20 protein-coding genes and 1 pseudogene are annotated in these 22,203 nt (G+C 64.6%); 10 read left to right on the top strand and 11 right to left on the bottom strand.

The window, feature by feature from the left end; genetic code table 11:
- The first annotated feature begins 3 nt into the window (after positions 1–3).
- Entirely contained in the window at positions 4–600 is a 597-nt protein-coding gene (locus tag QTI04_RS30620; protein ID WP_286618953.1) for a LuxR C-terminal-related transcriptional regulator, read from the top strand.
- Positions 601–667: 67 nt separating this feature from the next.
- Here QTI04_RS30620 and QTI04_RS30615 read toward each other — a convergent pair whose 3' ends face one another.
- From QTI04_RS30615 to QTI04_RS30570, 10 genes and pseudogenes are all read right to left on the bottom strand, one after another.
- Positions 668–2,104, bottom strand: a complete 1,437-nt coding sequence (locus QTI04_RS30615; protein ID WP_286603870.1) for a HAMP domain-containing sensor histidine kinase — start codon at positions 2,102–2,104, stop codon at positions 668–670.
- A 396-nt stretch (positions 2,105–2,500) separates the two neighbouring features.
- Positions 2,501–3,436: an electron transfer flavoprotein subunit alpha/FixB family protein gene (locus tag QTI04_RS30610; RefSeq protein WP_286618952.1), complete on the bottom strand. Its 936-nt coding sequence runs from the start codon at positions 3,434–3,436 to the stop codon at positions 2,501–2,503.
- 11 nt (positions 3,437–3,447) lie between these two features.
- Complete coding sequence (locus QTI04_RS30605) at positions 3,448–4,197, bottom strand: electron transfer flavoprotein subunit beta/FixA family protein (RefSeq protein WP_286618951.1); 750 nt, start codon at positions 4,195–4,197, stop codon at positions 3,448–3,450.
- Positions 4,198–4,266: 69 nt separating this feature from the next.
- A pseudogene (locus QTI04_RS30600) lies at positions 4,267–5,184 on the bottom strand (hydroxymethylglutaryl-CoA lyase).
- A gap of 11 nt (positions 5,185–5,195) precedes the next feature.
- Entirely contained in the window at positions 5,196–5,990 is a 795-nt protein-coding gene (locus tag QTI04_RS30595; RefSeq protein WP_286618949.1) for an enoyl-CoA hydratase/isomerase family protein, read from the bottom strand.
- Positions 5,987–7,204: a CaiB/BaiF CoA-transferase family protein gene (locus QTI04_RS30590; RefSeq protein WP_286618947.1), complete on the bottom strand. Its 1,218-nt coding sequence runs from the start codon at positions 7,202–7,204 to the stop codon at positions 5,987–5,989. The genes QTI04_RS30595 and QTI04_RS30590 overlap by 4 nt, the downstream gene beginning before the upstream one ends.
- On the bottom strand, positions 7,201–8,331 hold the full coding sequence (locus QTI04_RS30585; RefSeq protein WP_286601962.1) for an acyl-CoA dehydrogenase family protein: 1,131 nt from the start codon (positions 8,329–8,331) through the stop codon (positions 7,201–7,203). The genes QTI04_RS30590 and QTI04_RS30585 overlap by 4 nt, the downstream gene beginning before the upstream one ends.
- Positions 8,332–8,370: 39 nt before the next feature.
- Complete coding sequence (locus QTI04_RS30580; protein ID WP_286618946.1) at positions 8,371–9,945, bottom strand: AMP-binding protein; 1,575 nt, start codon at positions 9,943–9,945, stop codon at positions 8,371–8,373.
- A gap of 11 nt (positions 9,946–9,956) precedes the next feature.
- Entirely contained in the window at positions 9,957–11,123 is a 1,167-nt protein-coding gene (locus QTI04_RS30575; RefSeq protein ID WP_286618944.1) for an acyl-CoA dehydrogenase family protein, read from the bottom strand.
- Positions 11,124–11,154: 31 nt separating this feature from the next.
- On the bottom strand, positions 11,155–11,973 hold the full coding sequence (locus QTI04_RS30570) for an IclR family transcriptional regulator (RefSeq protein ID WP_286601965.1): 819 nt from the start codon (positions 11,971–11,973) through the stop codon (positions 11,155–11,157).
- Between the two features lie 87 nt (positions 11,974–12,060).
- Here QTI04_RS30570 and QTI04_RS30565 point away from each other — a divergent pair, with 87 nt between their 5' ends.
- The 4 genes from QTI04_RS30565 (at position 12,061) to QTI04_RS30550 (ending at position 17,269) form a co-directional block, all read left to right on the top strand.
- The gene (locus QTI04_RS30565; RefSeq protein ID WP_286601966.1) at positions 12,061–13,272 is read left to right on the top strand and encodes an acetyl-CoA C-acetyltransferase; all 1,212 of its coding nucleotides are present in this window, start codon (positions 12,061–12,063) and stop codon (positions 13,270–13,272) included.
- A 17-nt stretch (positions 13,273–13,289) separates the two neighbouring features.
- The gene (locus QTI04_RS30560; protein ID WP_286618942.1) at positions 13,290–15,431 is read left to right on the top strand and encodes a 3-hydroxyacyl-CoA dehydrogenase NAD-binding domain-containing protein; all 2,142 of its coding nucleotides are present in this window, start codon (positions 13,290–13,292) and stop codon (positions 15,429–15,431) included.
- Positions 15,432–15,472: 41 nt separating this feature from the next.
- Positions 15,473–16,447, top strand: a complete 975-nt coding sequence (locus QTI04_RS30555; protein ID WP_286601969.1) for a tripartite tricarboxylate transporter substrate binding protein — start codon at positions 15,473–15,475, stop codon at positions 16,445–16,447.
- 447 nt (positions 16,448–16,894) lie between these two features.
- Positions 16,895–17,269, top strand: a complete 375-nt coding sequence (locus QTI04_RS30550) for a hypothetical protein (protein WP_286618941.1) — start codon at positions 16,895–16,897, stop codon at positions 17,267–17,269.
- A 68-nt stretch (positions 17,270–17,337) separates the two neighbouring features.
- On the opposite strand, the gene QTI04_RS30545 is transcribed toward QTI04_RS30550, so the two are convergent.
- Positions 17,338–18,624, bottom strand: a complete 1,287-nt coding sequence (locus tag QTI04_RS30545) for an IS256 family transposase (protein WP_286618939.1) — start codon at positions 18,622–18,624, stop codon at positions 17,338–17,340.
- Between the two features lie 204 nt (positions 18,625–18,828).
- On the opposite strand from QTI04_RS30545, the gene QTI04_RS30540 reads away from it, so the two are divergent.
- The 5 genes from QTI04_RS30540 (at position 18,829) to QTI04_RS30520 (ending at position 21,972) form a co-directional block, all read left to right on the top strand.
- Positions 18,829–19,188 carry a hypothetical protein gene (locus tag QTI04_RS30540; protein ID WP_286618938.1) on the top strand — a complete coding sequence of 120 codons (360 nt, stop codon included), beginning with the start codon at positions 18,829–18,831 and terminating at the stop codon, positions 19,186–19,188.
- Between the two features lie 172 nt (positions 19,189–19,360).
- Positions 19,361–19,582, top strand: coding sequence for a hypothetical protein (locus QTI04_RS30535; RefSeq protein WP_286618936.1), 222 nt, complete (start codon positions 19,361–19,363; stop codon positions 19,580–19,582).
- Positions 19,579–20,424, top strand: a complete 846-nt coding sequence (locus tag QTI04_RS30530) for a hypothetical protein (RefSeq protein ID WP_286618934.1) — start codon at positions 19,579–19,581, stop codon at positions 20,422–20,424. Before QTI04_RS30535 ends, QTI04_RS30530 begins: the two co-directional genes overlap by 4 nt.
- Before the next feature lie 301 nt (positions 20,425–20,725).
- Complete coding sequence (locus tag QTI04_RS30525; protein ID WP_286618933.1) at positions 20,726–21,268, top strand: hypothetical protein; 543 nt, start codon at positions 20,726–20,728, stop codon at positions 21,266–21,268.
- Between the two features lie 80 nt (positions 21,269–21,348).
- Positions 21,349–21,972, top strand: a complete 624-nt coding sequence (locus QTI04_RS30520; RefSeq protein ID WP_286618932.1) for an endonuclease NucS domain-containing protein — start codon at positions 21,349–21,351, stop codon at positions 21,970–21,972.
- Positions 21,973–22,203: the final 231 nt, after the last annotated feature.

Genomic DNA, 22,203 nt, shown 5'->3' with positions numbered 1-22,203 from the left:
ACCATGAGTATCTATGTCATCGACGACCACCCCCTGATGCGCGACGCCATCGTGATGGTGCTGCGGCGCCTACGTCCGGCTGAGAACATCGTCGAGCTCGAGCGGCTGGACAAGCTGGCTGCCGCGGTCAAGCAGCACGGTGCGCCGGGCCTCTTCTGCCTTGACCTGAAGCTGCCGGACACCACGGGCGTTTCCGGCGTGGTCGAGGTGAAGCGTGCCTATCCGGACGTCCCGATCGCGGTGTACTCCGCATCGCCGTCGGCCGATATGGAAGAAGCGTGCATCGAAGCCGGTGCCGATACCTACATCGAGAAGTCGGCCAGCTCGGCCGAACTCACCGCGGCGCTGCGTGGGCTGCTGATGGCCGATACCGACGCCGAGGAGCCCGTTGCCGCTGCGAACAGCAAGCTGTCGAAGCGCCAGACCCAGCTGATCGCGATGCTGGACCAGGGCATGAGCAACCGCGATATCGCGACGGAGCTGGACATCAGCGAGCACACGGTCAAGGTGCACCTGTGGCGGCTGTTCCGCAGGCTCGGTGTAAAGAGCCGCACCCAAGCCCTCCACCACGCCCGCACGAACGGCTTGCTTTCTGGCTGACCGCCGCCCTGCGGCCCGGCGAAGCCGGTTCCGCGGCGGCTCATCAAAGGGGCACGCTACGCGACCCCTAGCCAACGGCCCCTGAGATGCGGGTTTGGGCTTGGGTCTCGTCGGCGTCGTGCAGTGCGACGCGAAAGACGCTGCCGCGGCTCAGGCGCGATCGGACGCTGACGGGGTGTCCCAATGCGTGCGACAGGCGCGCCACGATGGCCAGGCCCAGGCCGAAGCCGTCCGAGGTGCCGGCATGGTCGGCCACCTTGTAGAACTCCAGGAACACGTCGCGCAGATGCTCGCGCGCGATGCCGATACCCGTGTCCCACACCTCCACGCGAAGGCCGTCGCGGGTCTGCCTGGATGCCAGCAGGATGCCGCCTTCGGCCGTGTACTTGATGGCATTGGCGAGCAGATTGCCGATCATGCGGCGCACTCGGATCGGATCGGTCAGCACGGTGCCTGGGGTCACGTGCATGCGGAAGGCCAGCCCCTTGGCTTCCGCGACGGGGCGGTATTGCAGTTCGAGATCGTGCAGCAGCTGGGCGACGTCGACGCGCTCGATGTGCAACCTCACCTGACCTGAATCGATCCGTGCCAGATCGAAGAGCGAATCGAAGAGCGCGTTGACCGCGTGCGTGGCCCGCACGATTTTCGGTGCGATCTCGGCGACGAGTTCGGGTTCGTTGCGCAGCCAGTCGGCATAGAGCGAGAGCGCCAGCACCGGCTGACGCATGTCGTGCGCGGCGCTGGCGAGGAAGCGGTTCTTCATCGCGACGGCTGAGACGGCCGCCTGGCGCTGCTGCGTGAGCGAGTTGATCAGGATGTGGTTGTGAAAGAGCAGTTCGAAGCTGTTGCGCGCCGTTTCGTGGATGCGCCGGCCCGCACGCAGCAGGAGCCACCAGTGCAGTCCGGGCAGCATCAGGAAGCCGTAGTGGAAATGCGGACGCTCGAAATTGAGCTCGATCATCCGCAGGAGGATCGCCGCCAGCATCGTGAAGAACAGCGTGTTCACGTAGCGCTTGAGCAGCGGCGGATGCAAGGCAAGGCCGTTGAGTGGGAAGGTCGCCACCCCGGCGACGATCAGCCAGCTCATGAACTGGTTCACAAGCGGCGTGCGCTCGAAGAAGATCAGTATCGACAGGCCCCAGGCGAACGCGCTCGTGCTCCAGAGCCAGCGATAGCGCTCGACGAAGTACTGCTGCGCGGCCGAATCCCGGTCGGCGTAGTGCCGTGCGTAGAGCTGCTCGCCCCAGATCCGGCAGCCCGTGGCGGCGATGCCGATGCAGAACCACACGATCAGTTGCCATGGCGGCACGTGCCCCCAGCTCAGCCCCACCATCGCCGGCATCAGCGCTGCCGCCAGCAGGTAGGAGCCACGGGAGGCCCGCATCAGGCTGCGGATCAGCTCGCCGCGCACCCACGGCTCGGCCTCGTCGGCCGAGGCCGGCGCGGGCGTGAGGCTGGCGAAGGACGAGTTGCCCAGCCCTGCGAACGACGAATTTCCAATCATGGCTTACCGCCCTTGTCAGCCCGGCCACAAAAAAGGCCCCTCGCGAGGGGCCTTGCATGTGCGGCGCTATGGCTCGCAAAATGAAACGCTAGACGGTATTTCGTACCGCTGCGGACCGCCACCTCTGGGTGGGTGCACATCTGCATGATCTTAATTGCCCGCGCCGGGGCCCTCGTTCCAATCGTTGCGGGATGCGTCGCGCGCGCACAACGAAACCCAAAGGCGCTCGGCCTATTTGCGGAAGAAATCACTTTGGCTCATGGCGCCTGCGCCGCCCATGCGGACAACGGGACCGACTTGTTCGATGACCCCGCGACTCGGTCCATGGAGCACGACCCCTTGCTCATAACTTCGACCAGAGGCACTGACGCAGGAAGGCCATGGAGGTGTCTCTATCTAGACGGCGGCGACCAATTCGGGCACGGCCGTGAACAAGTCGGCTTCCAGGCCGTAGTCGGCGACCGAGAAGATCGGCGCTTCGGCGTCCTTGTTGATCGCCACGATCACCTTGGAGTCCTTCATGCCCGCCAGATGCTGGATCGCGCCGGAGATGCCGGCTGCGATGTAGAGCTGCGGCGCGACGATCTTGCCCGTCTGTCCCACTTGCCAGTCGTTCGGGGCGTAGCCTGCGTCGACGGCCGCACGGCTCGCACCGAGGCCTGCGTTGAGCTTGTCCGCAAGGGGCGCCATCACTTCGGTGAACTTCTCGGCACTGCCCAGCGCCCGGCCGCCCGAGACGATGATCTTGGCGGCCGTCAGTTCAGGGCGTTCGCTCTTGGTCACTTCACGGCCCACGAAGCTGCTCTTGCCGCTGTCGGCTACGCCGTCCACGGTTTCCACCGCTGCGCTGCCGCCAGTGGCTGCGGCCGCATCGAAGCCCGTGGTGCGCACGGTCGCGACCTTGATCGGGTCACTGCTCTGCACGATGGCAATCGCATTGCCCGCATAGATGGGCCGCTCGAAGGTGTCGGGGCTGTCCACCTTGGTGATGTCGCTGATCTGCGCGACATCGAGCTTGGCAGCCACGCGAGGCGCCACGTTCTTGCCGTTGGCCGTGGCCGGGAACAGGATGTGGCTGTAGTTCTTGGCAATGGCCAGGACTTGAGCGGCGACGTTCTCCGCGAGGTTCTCGGCCAGGCTCGGGCTGTCGGCCACGATCACCTTGGCAACGCCTGCCACCTGGGCGGCAGCCTTGCCGGCTTCGGCGGCATTGGCGCCGGCCACCAGCACGTGGACATCGCCGCTCGCGCAAGCGATGCCCGCGGTCACGGTATTCAGGGTCGCCGGCTTGAGCGTGGCGTGGTCGTGTTCGGCAATAACAAGTACGGTCATGTCGTTCTTCCTCAGATCACCTTGGCTTCGTTCTTCAGCTTGTCCACCAGCGTGGCCACGTCGGGCACCTTGATGCCGGCGCCACGCTTGGGCGGCTCGGAGACCTTCAGGGTCTTCAGGCGCGGCGTGACGTCCACCCCGAGGTCTTCGGGCTTGAAGGTGTCGAGTTGCTTCTTCTTGGCCTTCATGATGTTGGGCAAGGTCACGTAGCGCGGCTCGTTCAGGCGCAGGTCGGTGGTGATGACTGCGGGCAGCGACAAGGAGATGGTTTCCAGGCCGCCGTCGACTTCGCGGGTGACATTGACCTTGTCGCCGGCCACTTCGACCTTGGAGGCGAAGGTGGCCTGGGGCAGGTCGGCCAAGGCAGCCAGCATCTGGCCGGTCTGGTTGGCGTCGTCGTCGATGGCTTGCTTGCCGAGGATCACGAGCTGGGGCTGTTCCTTGTCGACCAGCGCCTTGAGCAGCTTGGCAACAGCCAGGGGTTGCAGCTCTTCGGTGGTCTCGACCAGGATGCCGCGATCGGCACCGATGGCCATGGCCGTGCGCAGGGTCTCCTGGCACTTCGCATCACCGCAGGACACGGCGATGATTTCCGTGGCGACGCCCTTCTCCTTCAAGCGCACTGCCTCTTCGACGGCGATCTCGTCGAAGGGGTTCATGCTCATCTTGACGTTGGCGATGTCGACGCCCGTGCCATCAGACTTGACGCGGACCTTGACGTTGAAATCAACGACGCGTTTGACCGGTACCAGAACTTTCACTTGATATCTCCTATTCAATTGGGCCTAACCATTCGGCAGGCATGTGGCATCTCACTTGATCGGCTGACCTCAATACGTCGTCACGGGCGAGCGTTTCGAAAGGATGGCGCGGCCGACCCTGGCACCGTTGTCGCGGTTCAACTCGGCCGAGATCCAAGCGCCGCAATCCACCAACGCTTCCAGGTCGACGCCGGTGTGCGCGCCAAGCCCGTGGAGCAGGTACACGAGATCCTCGGTGGCGACATTTCCGGTGGCTCCCTTGGCGTAGGGACAGCCACCGAGTCCTGCCACGGAGCTGTCGAACACGCGCACGCCGAAGCCGTACGATGCATGCACATTGGCGATGGCCATGCCGTAGGTGTCATGGAAATGGCCGGCTAGCTGCTCGACCGGGATCCCTCTAGCCACCTCCTCCAACATTCACAACACCGAATCGGGCGTGCCGGTGCCGATGGTGTCGCCCAACGACACTTCGTAGCAGCCCAGCTCGTAGAGTCGCCGCGCTACGTCGGCCACGTTCTGCGGAGCGATCTGGCCGTCGAAGGGGCAAGCCACGACGCACGACAAATACCCTCGAACCTTCACGCCGGTCTTGCTCGCAGCCTTGAACACCGGGATGAAGCGATCAATCGATTCATCGATCGAGCAGTTGATGTTCTTTTGCGAGAAGCCCTCCGACGCCGCGGCGAACACGGCAACCTCGGTCGCGCCTTCTTCGACCGCCGCCTCGAAGCCCCTGAGATTCGGCGTCAGCACGGAATAGTTGACGCCAGCGTGACGTGGCAGACCCCGCATCACCTCAACTTGGTCCGCCATTTGGGGCACCCATTTCGGCGATACGAACGACGTCACTTCGATGTCGCGCAGTCCTGCGTTGGCCAACCGTTCGATCAACTCCAGTTTGCTCGCAGTCGGAACGTTCCGTCTTTCGTTCTGCAGGCCGTCGCGCGGTCCCACCTCGACGATGCGCACGCTTTCCATCGGCATGTCCGCCTCCTTCAGACCCTTGCGGGCACCCATGCTGCCGGACGCTTCTCGAGGAACGAACTCAGCCCCTCCTGCGCTTCCGAGGTGGCACGCAACGTCGCAATCCGACGCGCGGTATCGTCAACGAGCGCGTCATCGACCGGTCGATGAGCGACGGCCCGGATCAAGTCGGTCGCCGCGGCCTGGGCCAGCGGCCCGCCAGTCAGCAGCGCGTCGAGCACCTCTTGCACTTTCGCGTCCAGCGCGTCGGGTTCGGCCACCTCATGAACCAAGCCGATCTCGCGGGCACGCCCGGCCCCAATTCGCTCACCGGTCTGGAAGTAGCGATAGGCCTGGCGCTCGCCGATGGCGCGCACGACGAAGGGGCCGATCGCGGCCGGGATGATGCCGAGGCGGACTTCGGAGGTCGCGAACTGCGCCGCGGTGGACGCCACACAGATGTCGCATGCGGAGGCCAAGCCCATGCCGCCCCCCAGAGCCGCGCCGTGCACGCGCGCGATCGTTGGTGTCGCGCAGATCGAGATGGTGCGGAACAAGGTGGCGAGCTTTTGCGCGTCGGACAGGTTTGATTCCGGCGGCGCGGCTCCTTGCCTCTTCATCCAATTGAGGTCCGCGCCGGCCGAAAAGCTCTTGCCAACGCCCGCCAGCACGACGGCGCGCACGGCGACGTCGAGGTCAAGCGCAGTGAACGCTGACGTCAGCTCGTCGATCAGCGTTTCGTCGAAGGCGTTGTGCAACTCGGGACGATTCATCCACACCCACGCGGCCACGCCTCGGTGCTCGATCTTCAAGGTGGCGTAGCTCATTGCGGCCCTTTCACGATTCCTGCCGCCAAGTACGCGGCGATGTCGGCGTCGGAGTACCCCGCCTCTGACATGAGGCTGCGCGTGTACTCGCCTTGTTGTGGTGGCGGCGTCAGCACGCGCGACATCTGCGTCAAGTCGGCGCAGACGCCCTTCAAGACCTCGACACGCACGTCACCGCGTGACGTGCCGCGTGCATACGAATCGAACACAGGCAATCCCTCCGTCCTGGCACCGTCCAACGCCTCGCTCACGCTGGCCGTCGCCGTCAGGCATACATCCCACTGCGCACCGAGCGTCTCCCATTCCTTGGCCGACCGGCTGCGGAACAAGGTCTCCAGCCGCTGCCGCACGACGGCAGCTGCGGCGTCGTCCCCTTCCGGTCGCCATTCGGCCAGGTCGTCGAGACCGGTTCTGAGGCAAAAGGTCTTCCAGAACTTGTGTTCGAGCGCACCCAGCGCCACCCGCCGGCCATCGCTCGCCACATAGATGCCGTACGCGGGGTTGCCTCCGCTCAGCGCAGTCCTGCCGAACGGCTTCACTACCTCGCCGTTGACTGCGGCAACTGAAACCAGAGGCATCAGCGCCATTGCGCCATGGCCTATGGAAATATCGATGAACCGCCCGCGTCCACTGGCGCGGCGCTCGAGCAGCGCTGCCATGATCGCGATCACAGCCGAAAACGATCCTCCGACCAGATCGCCAAGCAGCGCTGGCGGCAGCGCTTCTGGTTCCCCTTCCACGCGTTGCGACAACAGGCCTGCGACACCCTGGTAGTTGAGGTCGTGGCCGGCCAGCGCGGCCCGTCGCGTGTTCTGCCCGTACCCTGAGATGGCGCAGTACACGAGTGCAGGGTTGATCTCGCTGAGCTTGGCGTAGTCAAGTCCGAGCCGATGCATGACGCCGGGGCGGAAGCTCTCCACCAACACGTCGGCGCCCTGCACCATGCGACGGAACACGGCGCGGCCTTCGTCGGTCTTGAGGTCGATGGCGATGCTGCGCTTGCCTGCATTGCTGGCGGTGAACGCTGCACCGAAGTCGCTGGCCTCTAGCGGCGGCGAATGACGCGCGTAGTCGCCGGCCCCGGTGTCCTCGACCTTCACGACATCCGCGCCATATCCGGCCAGGATGTAAGTGGCGTACGGGCCCGGCAGCAGGCGCGTCAGGTCCAGTACGCGGGTGCCGGACAGCGCCTGCGGATGTGCTGTGTCTGTCATAGCCCGCGGGAGATGATTTCCTTCATGATCTCCGACGTGCCGCCGTAGATGCGCTGCACGCGGCTGTCGACGAAGGCACGAGCCACGGGGTACTCACGCATGAAGCCATAGCCCCCGTGCAGCTGCAACAGCTCATCCACCGCCTGACCCTGCGCCTCGGTCGCATACAGCTTGGCCATGGCTGCCAGGTCCGCCGAGAGTGCCTTGTCGAAATGCAGCGAGATGCAGTGGTCCACGAAGATCCGGCACGCCACGGTCTTGGCCTTGATCTCGGCCAGCTTGAAGCGGGTGTTTTGGTGGTCGAAGATCGGCTGCCCGAAGGCCTTGCGAGACTTCGTGTAGTTGATGGTCTCTTCGAGCATGGTCTCCATCACGACGGGGCTGCGCACCGCGATCATCAAGCGCTCCTGCGCCAGCTGATGCATCAGGTAGCCAAAGCCCTTTCCTTCTTCGCCCAGAAGGTTCGCAGCGGGTACGCGCACGTTGTCGAAGAACAGCTCGCAGGTGTCCTGCGCCTTCAGGCCGATCTTCTCCAGCAGCGGCCCCTTGGTGAAGCCTTGCGTTCCCGCATCCACCACGATCAGGCTGATGCCGCGCGTGCCGGCATCGGGGTTGGTCTTGCATGCGACGATCACGAGGTCGGAATTCGCGCCGTTGGTGATGAAGGTCTTGCCACCATTGATCACGTAGCTGTCGCCATCGCGCCGCGCCGTGGTGCGCATGGCCTTCAGGTCGCTGCCGATGCCGGGCTCGGTCATGGCAATGGCGCCGATCTTTTCGCCGCGCGCCATGGCGGGCAGCCAGTCATGCTTTTGCGCCTCCGTCCCGTAGGCCAGCAGGTAGGGTGCCACGATGTCCGAGTGCAGCGGGAAACCCGGGCCGGTGGCCAGAACTCGCATCAGCTCCTCGATGACCACGATGGAGTGGCCGAAGTCGCCACCGCCGCCGCCGTATTCCTCCGGGATGGCTGGAAGCAGCAGGCCTTCGCGCCCGGCCTTTAGCCAAGTCTCGCGCGGCACGCATCCGGCCTTCTCCCACTCGTGGTGGTGCGGCGCGATCTCGCGCTGGACAAACTTGCGGACCTGGTCGCGGAACTGCTCGTGGTCCTCTCGGAGGGACGTACGCATGTTGGTGATTCCTAAGCAATAAAAGGGTTGCGATTTGATTCAGCGCGAAGTGGCGGCAGCTTTCGCGTACTCGTCCATCAACAGGCGCTTGTAGAGCTTGCCGTTCTCGAGACGCGGCAGGGCGGTGACGAAGTCAACGCTGCGCGGGCACTTCAGGTGTGCGATGTGTTCGCGGCAATAGGTCATCAGCGCCTCGGCCAGCGCCGGGCCGGCCTGCGCCGGATCGCTCAGCTCGACGACGGCCTTCACCTCTTCGCCAAACTCGGCATGCGGCACGCCGATCACCGCCACGTCCGAAACGCCCGGATAGGCGGCGAGCAGGTTCTCGATCTCCTGCGGGTAGATGTTCACGCCGCCCGAGAGGATGAGGTCGGTGCGCCGCCCCGAGATGAAAAGGTCGCCCTCCTCGTCGACATGGCCGATGTCGCCGAAGGTGGCGCAGCCCGTCGCGTCGTAGGCCGCGGCCGTCTTTGCCGGGTCGTTGTGGTACTGGAAGCGGGGCGTGCCCGAGAACCAGATGCGGCCCTGCTCGCCCACAGGCAGTTCGTGGCCTGCGTCGTCCTTGATGTGGATGACGCCGAGTTGGACGCGCCCGACGGCCCCTGGCTTGCGCAGCCATTGTTCGCTGTCGATGGCGGTGAGCCCGACGCCCTCGGAGCCGCCGTAGTACTCATACCAGACCGGGCCCCACCATTCGATCATGCGGCGCTTGATCTCGGGCGGGCACGGCGCGGCCGCGTGGATGGCCACGCGCATGCTGCTCAGGTCGGCGCTTTCGCGCATCGCGTCGGACAAAGCAAGCAGGCGCACCATCATGGTCGGCACCCACTGGCTGTGCGTCACCCGATACTGGGCGATCAGATGCAGCGCGCGCTCGGCGTCGAATCGGCTGGCGACGATGTTGCTGCCGCCCCAGTCGATGTTGCGCATGCAACTGCGCAGCGGCGCGGCGTGATAGAGCGGCGCCATCGTGAGATAGATGGAGTTCGCGCCGAACTGGAAGAACTCGCGCCACACCACCGCGTCGTAGGCGTCCTGGAACCGGTTCGCAAAGGGGACGAGCGGTCGCTTGATGCCCTTGGGCTTGCCGGTCGTGCCCGACGAATACAGAAAGTCGCGCCCGACCATGCGCTCGGGCAGCGCGGCGCCAGGCGCGTAGCGCGCCAGGGCCGGCACCATCGACTCGAAACCGTCGGCCTGCCCGTCGAGCAGATAGCGTGCGCCGTGCCAAGTGCCGTCCTTGGGAACCAGCGACGCTGTCTTTTGCGTCGCGACCAACAACTGCGCGCCGCAGTCGCGCAGGATGTATTCCACCTCGCCCGGATTGAGGTGCGTGCTCACCGGCGTGTAGTACAACCCGGCACGGCGGGCACCCCAGGCCAGCGCGAACAGGTCAGGGCGGTTCTCCATCAGCAGCGCGATGCCCTCGCCTTCGCGCAGGCCCAGGCCGATGAGCCACTGGGCCACCACGCTGGCGCGCGCCTCGAGTTCGCGATAGGTCAAGCTCGTGACCGCGTCGCCGTCCACCAGGCGCACGGCGACTTTCTCGGGGCAGACCTGCGCCCAATGGGCCAAGCGGTCGATCGCCTGAGGATCGATGGGGGTTGTCGTCATGGGTGTGGCGCTTAGTAAGACTTCGGCAGCCCCAGCACTTTCTCGGCGATGAAGCAAAGAATGAGCTGCGGGCTGATTGGCGCGATGCGCGGAATCAGGCTCTCGCGCAGGTAGCGCTCGACGTGATACTCCTTGGCATAGCCGTAGCCGCCGTGCGTCATCACCGCCTGCAGGCAGGCCTGGTAGCCCGCTTCGGCTCCCAGGTACTTGGCGCTGTTGGCCTCGGCGCCGCAAGGCAGGCCGCGATCGAAGAGGTCGGCCGCCTTGAGCATCATCAGGTTGGCCGCCTCCAGTTGCATCCAGCGCTCGGCCAGCGGATGCTGGATGGCCTGGTTCTGGCCGATGGGACGGTCGAACACGATGCGCTCGTTCGCATACTGGGTGGCGCGCTTGAGGGCCACCTTGCCCAGGCCGATGGCCTCCGAGGCAATCAGGATGCGCTCGGGGTTCATGCCATGCAGGATGTAGTGGAAGCCCTGGCCTTCTTCGCCGATGCGGTCTTCCACCGGCACCTTGAGGCCGTCGATGAACAACTGGTTGGTGTCCACCGCCTTCCGCCCCATCTTGTCGATGACACGCGCCTCGACGAAGCGCCGATCGATGTCGGTGTAGAACAGGCTCAGGCCATCGGTGGGCTTTTTCACTTGGTCCAGCGGCGTGGTGCGCGCCAGGATCAGCATCTTCTCGGCCACCTGCGCGGTGGAAATGAAGACCTTGGATCCGCTGAGGATGTAGTGGTCACCCTCGCGCAAGGCCTGGGTCTTCAGCCGCGTGGTGTTCAGGCCTGCGTCGGGCTCCGTGACGGCAAAGCAGGCCTTTTCCTTGCCCTGGACCAGCGGCGGCAGCATGCGCTTCTTTTGAGCGTCGCTGCCAAAGATCACCACTGGCTGCAATCCGAAGATGTTCATGTGGACGGCCGAGGCGCCAGACATGCCCGCGCCGGAGGCGCTGATCGTCTGCATCATCAGCGCCGCCTCGGTGATGCCCAGGCCCGAGCCGCCATATTCCTCTGGAATGCAGATGCCCAGCCAGCCGGACTCGGCCAGCGCTTGGTGTAACTCGAACGGGAAGCCGCCCTCTTTGTCTTTGCGCAGCCAGTACTCGTCGTCGAAGCGGGCGCAGGTGCGCGAAACGGCGTCGCACAGGGCTTGCTGTTCATCGGAGAGATCGAAGTTCATGTGGGGGGAGTTCAGGCGAGTGAAAAATCTGTCAGAGGGGCGATGCAGTGGTCGTCCCCAAGGCGGCTTCGATGCTGCGCGCGAGCGTGGCCAGGCGCGGGCCTACGTCGTCGAGCAACTGGCCGGGCCGCAATTCGAAACTGGGGACGTTGCAAGCGAAGACGTAGATCTCGTCGGGGTTGCCGGCGGCACGCACCGGCACGGCCACCGCTTCGAGCTGTCGCTGCAGGTCGCCTCGATTGACGCAAAAGCCGCGTTCGGCCAAATCGCGCCGGGCTTCCTGCAAGCGCTCGGCCAGCCAGGCACCATGCTCCGCGTCGCTGGCGCGCACACCATCCAGGTAGCGCTGGGCCTGCTCGAGCGGCAGTGCGGCCAGGTATGCGCGGCCGGAAGCGGTCCGGGACAGCGAAATGTGGCTGCCCATGGCCGGTCGGACCGTCACGCAGTCCTTGGACTGCGCCAGTTCGATGTAGACGAGGTCCAATCCCAGGCCCAGGCCCAAGGACACCTGCGCAACGGCGCGCTCGGCCAGTGCCTGCATCGGCCCGAATGCCAATTGCCGGATGGAGGTGCGCGCCAGCAGCGGAGCGGCCAGGCGCGCCAGCCCCGGCGCGGGCAGAAAGCGTCCGTCGGCCTCGTCGTAGCGCAGCAGTCCGGCCTCGCACAAGGTAGTGACCAGGCGGAACAAGGTCGGCTTGGGCAAGCCGGTGGCCGCCATGAGTTCCTTGGCGGTCAGTGCGGGCGCATCGACGCCGAAGGCCTGCAGAACGTGGATGCCCCGCGCCAACGCGCTGTTGCCTGGCTTGTCTGAGTCTGCTTGAGCATCGATAAAGTGAGACGGTTGATCCATTTTTTGGTCCTTGGAGTGAAGTATGCACAAAAAAATTGACTTCGACAAATTATTTCGAGACACTAGGTTCGTTTTATTGGAGAAAACATGTCCGATGCAATGATTTTCGACGCTGTGCGGACTCCGCGCGGCAAAGGCAAACCTGGGGGCGGCGCACTTTATGAGACAAAGCCCATCGATCTGGTAGTTGGCTTGCTGGAGGCCTTGCGCACGCGCGTTGCGCTGGACCCCGGCCGCGTGGATGACCTCATCATGGGAATCAGCTCTGCCGTGGGCGACCAAGGCTCGTGCCTGCCGCGTATCGCGGCGCTGTGCGCACCGGGTGGCTGGACCCAAGTTCCGGGCATGGCCTTGCAACGCTTTTGCGGCGCGGGATTGGAGGCGGTGAATATCGCCGCCGAGAAGGTGCGTTCGGGCTGGCACGATCTGATCGCGGCCGGCGGCGTGGAATCAATGTCGCGCCTGGGCCTGGGCGCCAGCGGCGGCGCCTGGATCTACGACCCGGCCACCAGCCTGAAAATTGCCTACGTGCCACAGGGCTACAGCGCCGATATGATCGCGGCCCTGCACGGCTTCGACCGCGAAACGCTCGATGCCTTCGCCCTGCGTTCTCAACAGCTGGCCGCCGCCGCACGCGGCGCGGGTCACTTCAAGCGCTCGCTGGTTCCCGTGCTGGACGGCAACGGCCTGACCGTGCTGGACCACGACGAGTACATCCGCGAAGAGACTACGGCCGCATCGCTCGCTTCGCTCAAGCCCGCGTTCGGCGGCGCCTCGGCCGGCGCCCACGCCGTCGTGGCGCGCCAGCGTTACCCGCAACTCGACCGCATCGCCGCGGTGCACACCGCGGGCAGCTCGTCGGGCATCGTCGACGGTGCGGGCCTGGTGTTGGTGGGCAGCGGGAAGATCGGCAAGGAGCTGAACCTGCGGCCGCGCGCCCGCATCCTTGGCACGGGCCTGGTCACGGTAGAGGCCACGCTCATGCTCACCGGTCCGGTGCCGGCCACGCAGAAGGCCCTGGCCAGGGCCGGGCTGCGGGCCGACCAGATCGATCTGTTCGAGGTCAACGAAGCCTTCGCGGCAGTGCCCCTGCACTTTGCCAAGACGCTGGGCGTGCCCATGGACAAGATCAACGTCAACGGTGGTTCCATCGCCATGGGCCATCCCATCGGCGCCACCGGCGCCATCATTCTGGGCACCCTGCTCGACGAGTTGGAACGCCGCCAGCTGCGCTACGGAGTCGCCACCTTGTGCGTGGCCGGCGGCATGGGCGTGGCGACCGTGATCGAACGTCTTTGATTTTGAGGAACGTAGCTGTGCAAGAACCCATTCAATTCCACCATGCCGACGACGGCATCGTCACCCTGACCTTCGACGCGCCCGAACAAAGCGTCAACACCATGACCGACGCCATGCGCGATTGCCTGGCGCAACGCGTAGCCGAACTGGAAGCGCAAAAGGACCGCATCACCGGCGTCATCCTGACCTCGGCCAAGGAGAGCTTCTTTGCCGGCGGCGACTTGAAGCGCCTTTACAACATGCAACCTGCCGATGCCGACAAGCTGTTCGCCGCTACCGAACGCGGCAAGAGTGCGCTGCGTCGCTTGGAAAAACTGGGCAAGCCAGTGGTTGCCGCGCTCAACGGCACGGCCCTGGGTGGGGGCTTCGAGATCGCGCTGGCCTGCCACCATCGCATCGCGCTCGACATGCCCAAGGCGCAGTTTGGCCTGCCCGAAGCCACGCTGGGTCTGATGCCCGGCGCCGGCGGCGTGGTGCGAATGACGCGCCTGCTTGGCCTGGCCGCAAGCCAGCCCTACCTCCAGGACAGCAAGCTGATGTCGCCCGCCGAGGCGCACAAGGCCGGCCTGGTGCACGAGCTGGCCGCCACCTCCGAGGAGCTGATGTCCAAGGCGCGCGCCTGGATCGCCGCCCACCCGGCCAGCAGCCAGCCCTGGGACGCGCCGGGCCACATCCCGCCTGGCGGTTGGAACGATGCGCCCGAGGCCAAGCGCTGGATCTCCAACGCCGCCGCCCAGGTCCGCGCCAAGACCCGCGGCTGCTACCCGGCGCCCGAGGCCATCGTCTGCGCCAGCGTGGAGGGCATGCAGGTCGATTTCGACACTGCCAGCCGCATCGAAACGCGCTACTTCGTCGGCCTGGTCACGGGCTCGGTGTCCAAGAACATCATCGGCACGTTCTGGTTCCGCGCCAACGAGATCAAGAACGGCGCGCAGCGCCCCCCGGGCTTCGAAAAACGCAGCGTCAAGACGCTGGCCGTGCTGGGCGCCGGCATGATGGGCAAGGGCATCGCCTACGTTGCGGCGCTGCGCGGCATCGAGGTCTGGATCAAGGACGCCACGCTTGAGCAGGCCCAGGGCGCCATCGCCGCTGCCGACAAGCTGCTCGCCAAGCGAGAGGAAAAGGGCGAGCTCGACGCAGCCAAGCGCCAGCAGATCCTGGCCCGCATGCACGCCGTCGAGAGCTACGAAGAGCTGGCCCACGTGGACATGGTGATCGAGGCCGCGCCCGAGCGGCCCGATCTCAAGGATCAGATCACCCGCGCGCTGGAGCCACTGCTGCGCCCCGACGCGATCTGGGCCTCCAATACCTCCACGCTGCCGATCACCGGCCTGGCGAAGTCGTCCACCCGGCCCGAGCGCTTCATCGGCACGCACTTCTTCTCGCCGGTGCACCGCATGCAACTGGTCGAGGTGATCAAGGGTGCCGAGACTTCCAAGGAGACCCTGGCCCAGACGCTGGACCTAGTGATGCAGTTGGGCAAGACACCCATCGTCGTCAACGACAGCCGCGGCTTCTTCACCAGCCGCGTGTTCAGCACCTTCACCCGCGAGGGCGTGGCCATGCTCGGCGAGGGCCAGGATCCGGCCAGCATCGAAGCCGCCGCCATGTTCGCCGGCTTCCCCGTGGGCCCGCTGGCCGTGCTCGACGAAGTGAGCCTGGCCCTGTCTTACAACAACCGGCTGGAAACCCTGAAGGCCTTCGCCGCAGAAGGGCGCCCCCTGCCCCCCCATGGCGCGGACACAGTGATGGAGCTCATGCTGAACGAATTCAGCCGCAAGGGCCGCGCCGCTGGCGGCGGCTTCTACGACTACCCCGAGAGCGGCAAGCAGTTCTGGCCGGGCCTGGCGCAACACTTCGTTAAGCCCGAGAAGCAATACCCGCAGCAAGACAAGGTGGACCGCCTACTGTTCTGCATGGCCATCGAATCCGTGCGCATCCTGCAAGAGGGCGTGCTCGACAACGCGGGTGACGGAAACATCGGCTCGGTGCTGGGCATCGGCTTTCCGCGTTGGACTGGCGGCGTGTTCCAGTTCCTCAACCAGTACGGGCTGGAGAAGGCCGTGCAACGCGCCCAATACCTCGCCGAGCGCTACGACGCCCGCTTCGCACCGCCGCAACTGCTCATCGACATGGCCCGCCACTCGGCGACGTTTTGAGTCGGCGCACATCTCACATCATGATTCAAGGAAAAAAGGAAATGATCCTCTTCAGAAAAGTGCTGACTGCACTGTCAATGACCGTGATGGCAGCAGCCGCTGGCACCGCCATGGCCTCCGACTACCCGAGCCGGCCGATCAAGGTCGTCGTGCCCTACGCGGCGGGCGGCACGATCGATGCCATGGCCCGGGTGCTGAGCCCCAAGCTCCAGGCGATCCTGGGCCAGCCGGTGGTGGTCGACAACCGCCCCGGCGCAGGCACGATGATCGGCGCCGACGCGGTGGCGCGCGCCGAGCCTGACGGCTACACGATCTTCATGGGTTCCAACGCGGCGTTCACGATCAGCCCACAGGTCATGGGCAAGGTGCCCTACGACCCGATCCGCAGCTTCGCCGCGGTCGGCACTCTGGCGTCGTTCCCCAATCTCATCCTGGTCAAGCCCGATTCGCCCTACAAGACGCTGGGCGACGTGGTCCAGGCCGCAAAGAAGGGTGAGAACATCAGCTACGCCTCATTCGGCGTTGGCAGCACGGCGCAGCTTTCGGGCGAGGCGATCAAAGTCTCGGCCGGCGTCAACATCACCGAGATCCCATACAAGAGCGGCGCCCAATGCGTGCAGGCTGTTCTGGCGGGCGAGGTGAGTTACGGCTTCGACACCGCTATCGGCGCCGTGAGCCGGGTCAAGCAGGGGCAACTGCGGGCGCTGGCCGTCACCTCGGCCACCCGCCTGCCTGACCTGCCCAACGTGCCGACGGTGGTCGAGGCGGGCTATCCGAGCGCCGAAGTGATCGCGTGGGTTGGCGTGTTCCTGCCGGCGGCGACGCCTGCCCCGATCCAGGGCAAGTTGGCGACCGCCATGCAGCGCGTGATGGACGACCCTGAAGTCAAATCGCAATTTGCCAAGCTCGGCGTCGAGGTCAAGTTCGTGGATGGCGAAGCCACGATGCGCATGATGCGGCAGGAGTACATCCGATTCGGCAAATTGGTGGAGGCGGCGAAGATCCGCGCGAACTGATCCCTTGCGCCAGAGACGCCTTCTGGAAAGACGGGGCGGTTGAGTCCAATGCCCCGCCGCTCGACAAGATTGCGATCGCAAGCCTTACGACGACGGCGCCGGCCTCATGCTCGAAGTGCGTTCGGATCCCTCGCGTGCAGTCACATCGCGCAAATGGTCCGTGCGCTACACCTCACCCACGACTGGCTAGCCTCGGTGGATGGGCGTGCGCACGTACCCGGACGTCAGCTTAGTCGAAGCGCGCCAGGCGGCGGCCGTCCTTCGCCGAGCCGGCGGTTGCGCGAGCGTGCAGGCGCACCGTGAATTAGTGCACGGAGCGATGCGCTCAACCATTGCCGTGTGCGACCCAAAAGGTCGGTAAAATTCATGCCGTGGTGCAGCGATAAAGCGCCCTCAACCCTTCAAGGATGTACCGATGAATCCAGCAGTCCGCGCCACAAGGCCCAAGTGACGGCCTCCAGCGACGACCAGGCGAAGTCCTCCATGCGGATCACGCCCCCGGTCACTGACTATCACGCGCCGACACCGCGGGACCTGCAGGTCCTCAAGGAGCAGTTCGGTCTCACGGCCTACGAGATGGCGCGCCTGTTCGCCGTGCAGCCCGAGCAGTGGCGAAAGCACACGGGTGGTCAGAGTCCGCGCGAGATCAGCGTGACGCGAGCGTTCTTCATGGCGGCATTCCAAGTGCTCAGCGATGAAGAGATCGAGCGCGTGGTGGCGTACATGGCGAGCTTTGGCGCGCGCTGGAACATGGACGCCGAACCGCCGCAGGGGGTGTCCGAATTTCTGTGTGTGGGGCGGTTGGTGAATCGGTCTTGCTGATTTCTCTTCTATCTTCAGGCCCCTGCCAGGCCGCCGGAGGCGCCCCCGGTTGAGCCATGTACTCATGCTCAACCTCCTGTTCTGCCGCCGCCGTGATTGGGCTGCGTGAAGCGTTCTTCGTAGAGTATCGCGAACTGGTTCATGGCCTCGCGCCATTCCTTTGCGGCGCGCCCCCAGTCGGCTGTGATGTTGCGCAGCGCCAGCCAGATCAGCTTGGTGGCCGCGTCGTCGCTGGGGAAGTGCCCGCGGGTCTTGATGATCTTGCGCAGCCGGCTGTGCACGCTCTCGATGGCATTCGTTGTGTAGACCACGCGACGCACGGCCGGTGGGAACGCGAAGAACGGAATCACGCGATCCCAGGCGCGGCGCCACGCCGCGGTGACGGTAGGGAACTTGTGCCCCCACGTGCTGCGCTCAAAATCGTTCAACGCCTCCAGCGCCGCCTCGGCACTCGAGGCCGTGTACACCGGGCGCAGCGCTGCAGCGAGCAGCTTGCGGTCCTTCCAGCTCGCATAGTCCAGGCTGTTGCGGATCAGGTGCACGATGCACGTCTGCAGCGTGGTAGCCGGGAAGACCGCAACGAGCGCCTCGCCGATGCCCTTGAGGCCGTCGGTGACCGCAATCAGGATGTCGCTCACGCCGCGCGTCCTCAGGTCGTTGAAGACCTTCATCCAGAACTTGGCGCCCTCGGTGTTCTCGATCCACAGGCCCAGGATGTCGCGGGTGCCGTCGGGCAGCACCCCCAGGGCCAGGTAGATCGCCTTGTTGCGCACCACCGCTTCTTCCCGGATCTTCACGCGCAGCGCGTCGAAGAAGATCACCGGGTACATCGGCTCCAGCGGCCGCGACTGCCAGGCGCCGACCTCGGCCATCACGGCATCGGTGACCGAGCTGATGAACTCCGGGCTGACCTCGGTGCCGTATTGCTCGGCGAGGAAGCCCTGGATCTCACGCACCGTCATGCCCCGGGCGTACATGGCCACGATCTTGTCGTCGAAGCCGGTGAAGCGTCGCTCGTGCTTAGGGATCAGGACCGGCACGAACGAGCCCTCGCGGTCACGCGGCACCTCGATGCGCAGCGGGCCGTCCTCGGTCAAGACGGTCTTGCCGCTGGCGCCGTTGCGGTGGTTGCTCGCGTCCTCGGCCTTCGTCGCACCCGGCGGGTAGCCTAGGTGGTGCGACAACTCAGCGCCCAAGGCGCGTTCGATGAGCGCCTTCTTGAAGGCCATCGAGGCGGCTTGCACCGCCTCGGCGCTCATGGGCCCCTTCACGAACTGGTCAATCAGTTCCTTGGGGATCGACGGCAATGCCGCCGCGGCGGCCGCTGCCGCCTTCGTCGTCTTCCTGCTTGGCATACATGCTCCTGGTCGTCATGCTATGCCTCACACACAAAATTCCGGACAGGCTCCCGCCGCCGCGGCCCGAGCCGCGCTACCGCCAGCGAAACGAAGCCTCCTGAGGCTTGAGCCCTGGCAGGGGCACCACAACAGACACCGACGCATGCGCCACAGCTGAGTGCATGCGTGGGCGATGTTGCCCGCTCTTCTAGATACGAGACCATGAAGTACGCGACTCTTGCCGCGATTGCAGCTGCCTGCTTGTCACTCTTTGCATCCGCATCCCACGCCGCATGCTATGGCTCGGAAGCCTACAAGACGTGTACCGACAACTCGGGCAACACCTACAACGTGCAACGCTTCGGCAACACGACGAACGTCCAAGGCTCGAGCGCCGATGGAAACACCTGGAGCCAGAGCAGTCAGCACGTCGGCAACTCGACGTACACGAACGGCACTGCTGCGAACGGCAACAGTTGGAATAGCACCAGTCAACGCATCGGCGACACGACATACACGAATGGCTCCGACAGCCGGGGCAATTTCTTTAGTCAGACCTGTAATCAGTTCGGCTGCCATTGACCGCAAGCGATTGATTTTCCAATCGAAACACCTTCCGATCAAAATGAAAAAACTCGTTCTTTCGATCGCGCTGTGCGCGGCGTTCGCGCCCGCCGCCTTCGCGGGCTCCATGCACGGAGCCGATTGAGCTAATGCCATCGGCGCAGCTCTCGCGCCCCCGCCGGTCGTCGTCGTGCAGCAGCAGGTCTACGTCGCTCCGCAGCCCCAGGTTATCTATGTGCAGCAGCCGGCTCCACCGCCCCTGGTGGTCTACGTGGATCGGCCCGTCGAGGTCGCGACGTACTTCACCGGCGCGAACATCAATCTGCAGCGCAGGATCAAGACCTGCAACTACAGCGACGGGCAGGTGCGTTCTATGAGCACCTCATCCGATTGCCCGGCGGCGCTGCCGTGATCGAAGTGCGCGAAGGAAAAACAATGAAGAAAACTATCACCATCGTCACCCTGCCCGCAGTCGGAATGGCACAAACAGCGATCGTCGTTACCGCACTGGCTCTCGCGACGAGTGGATGCAGCACCATGGTCGCCTACTCTGGTAAGGCCAACGCTCCGCTTCAGACATTGAAGTACACCCAGGGTGTTGGGAGCGTAGTCGAGAAGGACGAGGTCCATGAAATCTTCATGTACCCGACATTCAAGATGCAGGGCACAACCATGACGACATTCACGATCGGGTACGCAAATAACGCAGCTGAGCCCGTCAACTTCACGACGAACAACGTGAAGGCATTCTTCCGCGGTCAGCCGGTCCCGATTTACTCCTATACGGAGCGAATCGCTGAGATTCAGAGGGAAAAGACGAGCAAGCAAATCGCACTGGCCATTGTTGGCGGACTGGCCGCCGGGGCGGCCGCTTACGGTGCATCGCATCAAACCTACACCTCGAACTACCACGGCTACGTGGCCGGCCGGGGAGGAGTCACCGCGTTCTCTGGGGCGAACACCGTTCGCGTCTACGACCCCTTTGCGGGGCTTGTTGCCGGGGCGGCGGTGGGCGCGGCTACCGGGGTTGGAGTCCAACAGATCGAGTACAACGCCCGGAATCAGGAACAGGCTGCGAATTCGATCTTGCAGGCCAACACTGTCGATCCGTTGCACATGGTGTCGGGCGAGTTGATTTTGAAGGGCTGTTGCGATCCCTACCCGGAGCCGAACGACGTCATTCGCTTCGAGGTAACCGCGAACGGGAAAACATCGGTGTTTGAATTCGAGCGTACGAAAGTGTCGGCGCGATAACCAATGCGCCTACCCCGTCCAGGAACAGCGGCTATGCAACCCCTACGGGCAGCAATCGCAGCTACGAAGTCGACGTAGCAGACCCAATGGTCGGGCGGGTTTTCGCGTCGTGCCGATCATTCTGGCGTGCCGTCATGCAGGTCGTCCGTCAATTCTGGGCAGCGTTGCGGCATGGTGGCAAGGTCGCGAGAGAGCGCCGCAGCACCGATCCCGGCATCGCGCCAGCTCGTGCAGCGCCAGGTGTGCGGACGCCTGCTGCCCCACGAGCTGCGCATGATGCCCACCTGCTCCGCGCCCCGCGATGCGCGAGCTACAGCTGGCGGCGCCGAAGCATTACTCGCGCACCTATTGCTGTGGGATGGAGGTCCGAATCGACAGGGCGCGGCGTACCGGCAGTTCCAATTGGCAGCCGCACGATGCCGAACCACCTGAACCCGAACCGGCCTCGAAGTTCAAACCGCGAACGACAAACGTTGTAATGCAATCTGCGAATTTCAAAACTCTGCTCCTCGTGTCTGCACTGGCGCTGGCTGCCTTCGGTTGCACGGCGGAGACTGACAACAGTGACGAGATGGATTCCGCCGGCACGGCCCACGTCGAGGTGGACGACGGCCAGGATGCAGATCCGCTCACATTCATGGGCTATCTGTCCACTGGCGACTGTTCAGGCCATGAACGCGGCTACGAGTGGGCTGAAGAAAAGGGCATCGAAGACCCCGACGACTGCGGCGGTAACTCCGAATCCTTCATGGAGGGTTGCCGCGCCTACGCGGGCGAGTACGGTCCCGAGGACGACGATGGCTCAAGCTATCAGGAGCGATTGGGCCGAAGATCGCGCAGCTGACGGTTGCTTGAAGGGCGTCCAGGGCGCCCTGCAATTCGACGGACGAGTCGGGCCTGTTCTGATTTCAAGAGGAGAGTGTTATGCCTTATGCAACGATCAAGGAGCTCGTGCTGGCTGAGTACGCGGCCGGCGGGTGCATGCCCGAGGCGCATCGCCTTGCATCACTGGTGCGTGAGCATTTCCCGAATAGCCGATGGGGCGCCACGCACCACGCTTGGTACAAGTCGCAGATAAAGCGAGGTCTGATCGCCGTGCCCGGCATGGAGCAGGCCGCGGAACTCGATGAAGACTTATTGGACAGCGAAACGCTCGAAGAGACCGAGCAAGCCTTCGAAGCTAGTGTCTCGCTGGAGCGGGATCTGCACGACTGGCTGGCCCGGCGCGTCGCTGAGCTGGAAGACGGTCTAGTGCTTGAGCCCGGTGGTGTCGAGCGCGTCACCGAGGCCGGGCGCATCGACCTGTTGGCGCGCGATGCGCGAGGCCACCTGGTGGTGATCGAACTCAAGGCCGGCAAAGCGAAGGACGCGGCGCTCGGTCAGATCCTCGGTTATGTCGGCTGCATGTCTGACACCGAGCAAAACGTGCGTGCCATTCTGGTCGCCTCGGACTTTGAGCCCCGCGTCGTGCTGGCGGCAAAGGCGTTGCCGCACGTGAAGCTCTTGCGCTACGAACTGCTCTTTCAATTCAAGGCCGTTGAGCCGTGATCTGCTACAACGCAGCGTCGCCGAACGCGCGCACCTAGTACGCCAACACGTAAATAACGGAACATGATTACACTCCGCATGTCGCCACAAGACGTTCGGAGGTAGTCATGCGCCAAACACAGTTGAAGCTGAGCCCGCAGGACCGTGCGACTGTGGAGGCGGTACGCGGCAAAGGGGTTCATCGCAGTCGGGAAGTCAACCGTGCTCACGTGCTGGCTTGCCTTGACGAGG

This window comes from Variovorax sp. J22R115, assembly GCF_030317005.1.
Lineage (GTDB): Bacteria > Pseudomonadota > Gammaproteobacteria > Burkholderiales > Burkholderiaceae_C > Variovorax.
This window is presented reverse-complemented; position numbering and strand designations above follow the sequence as displayed.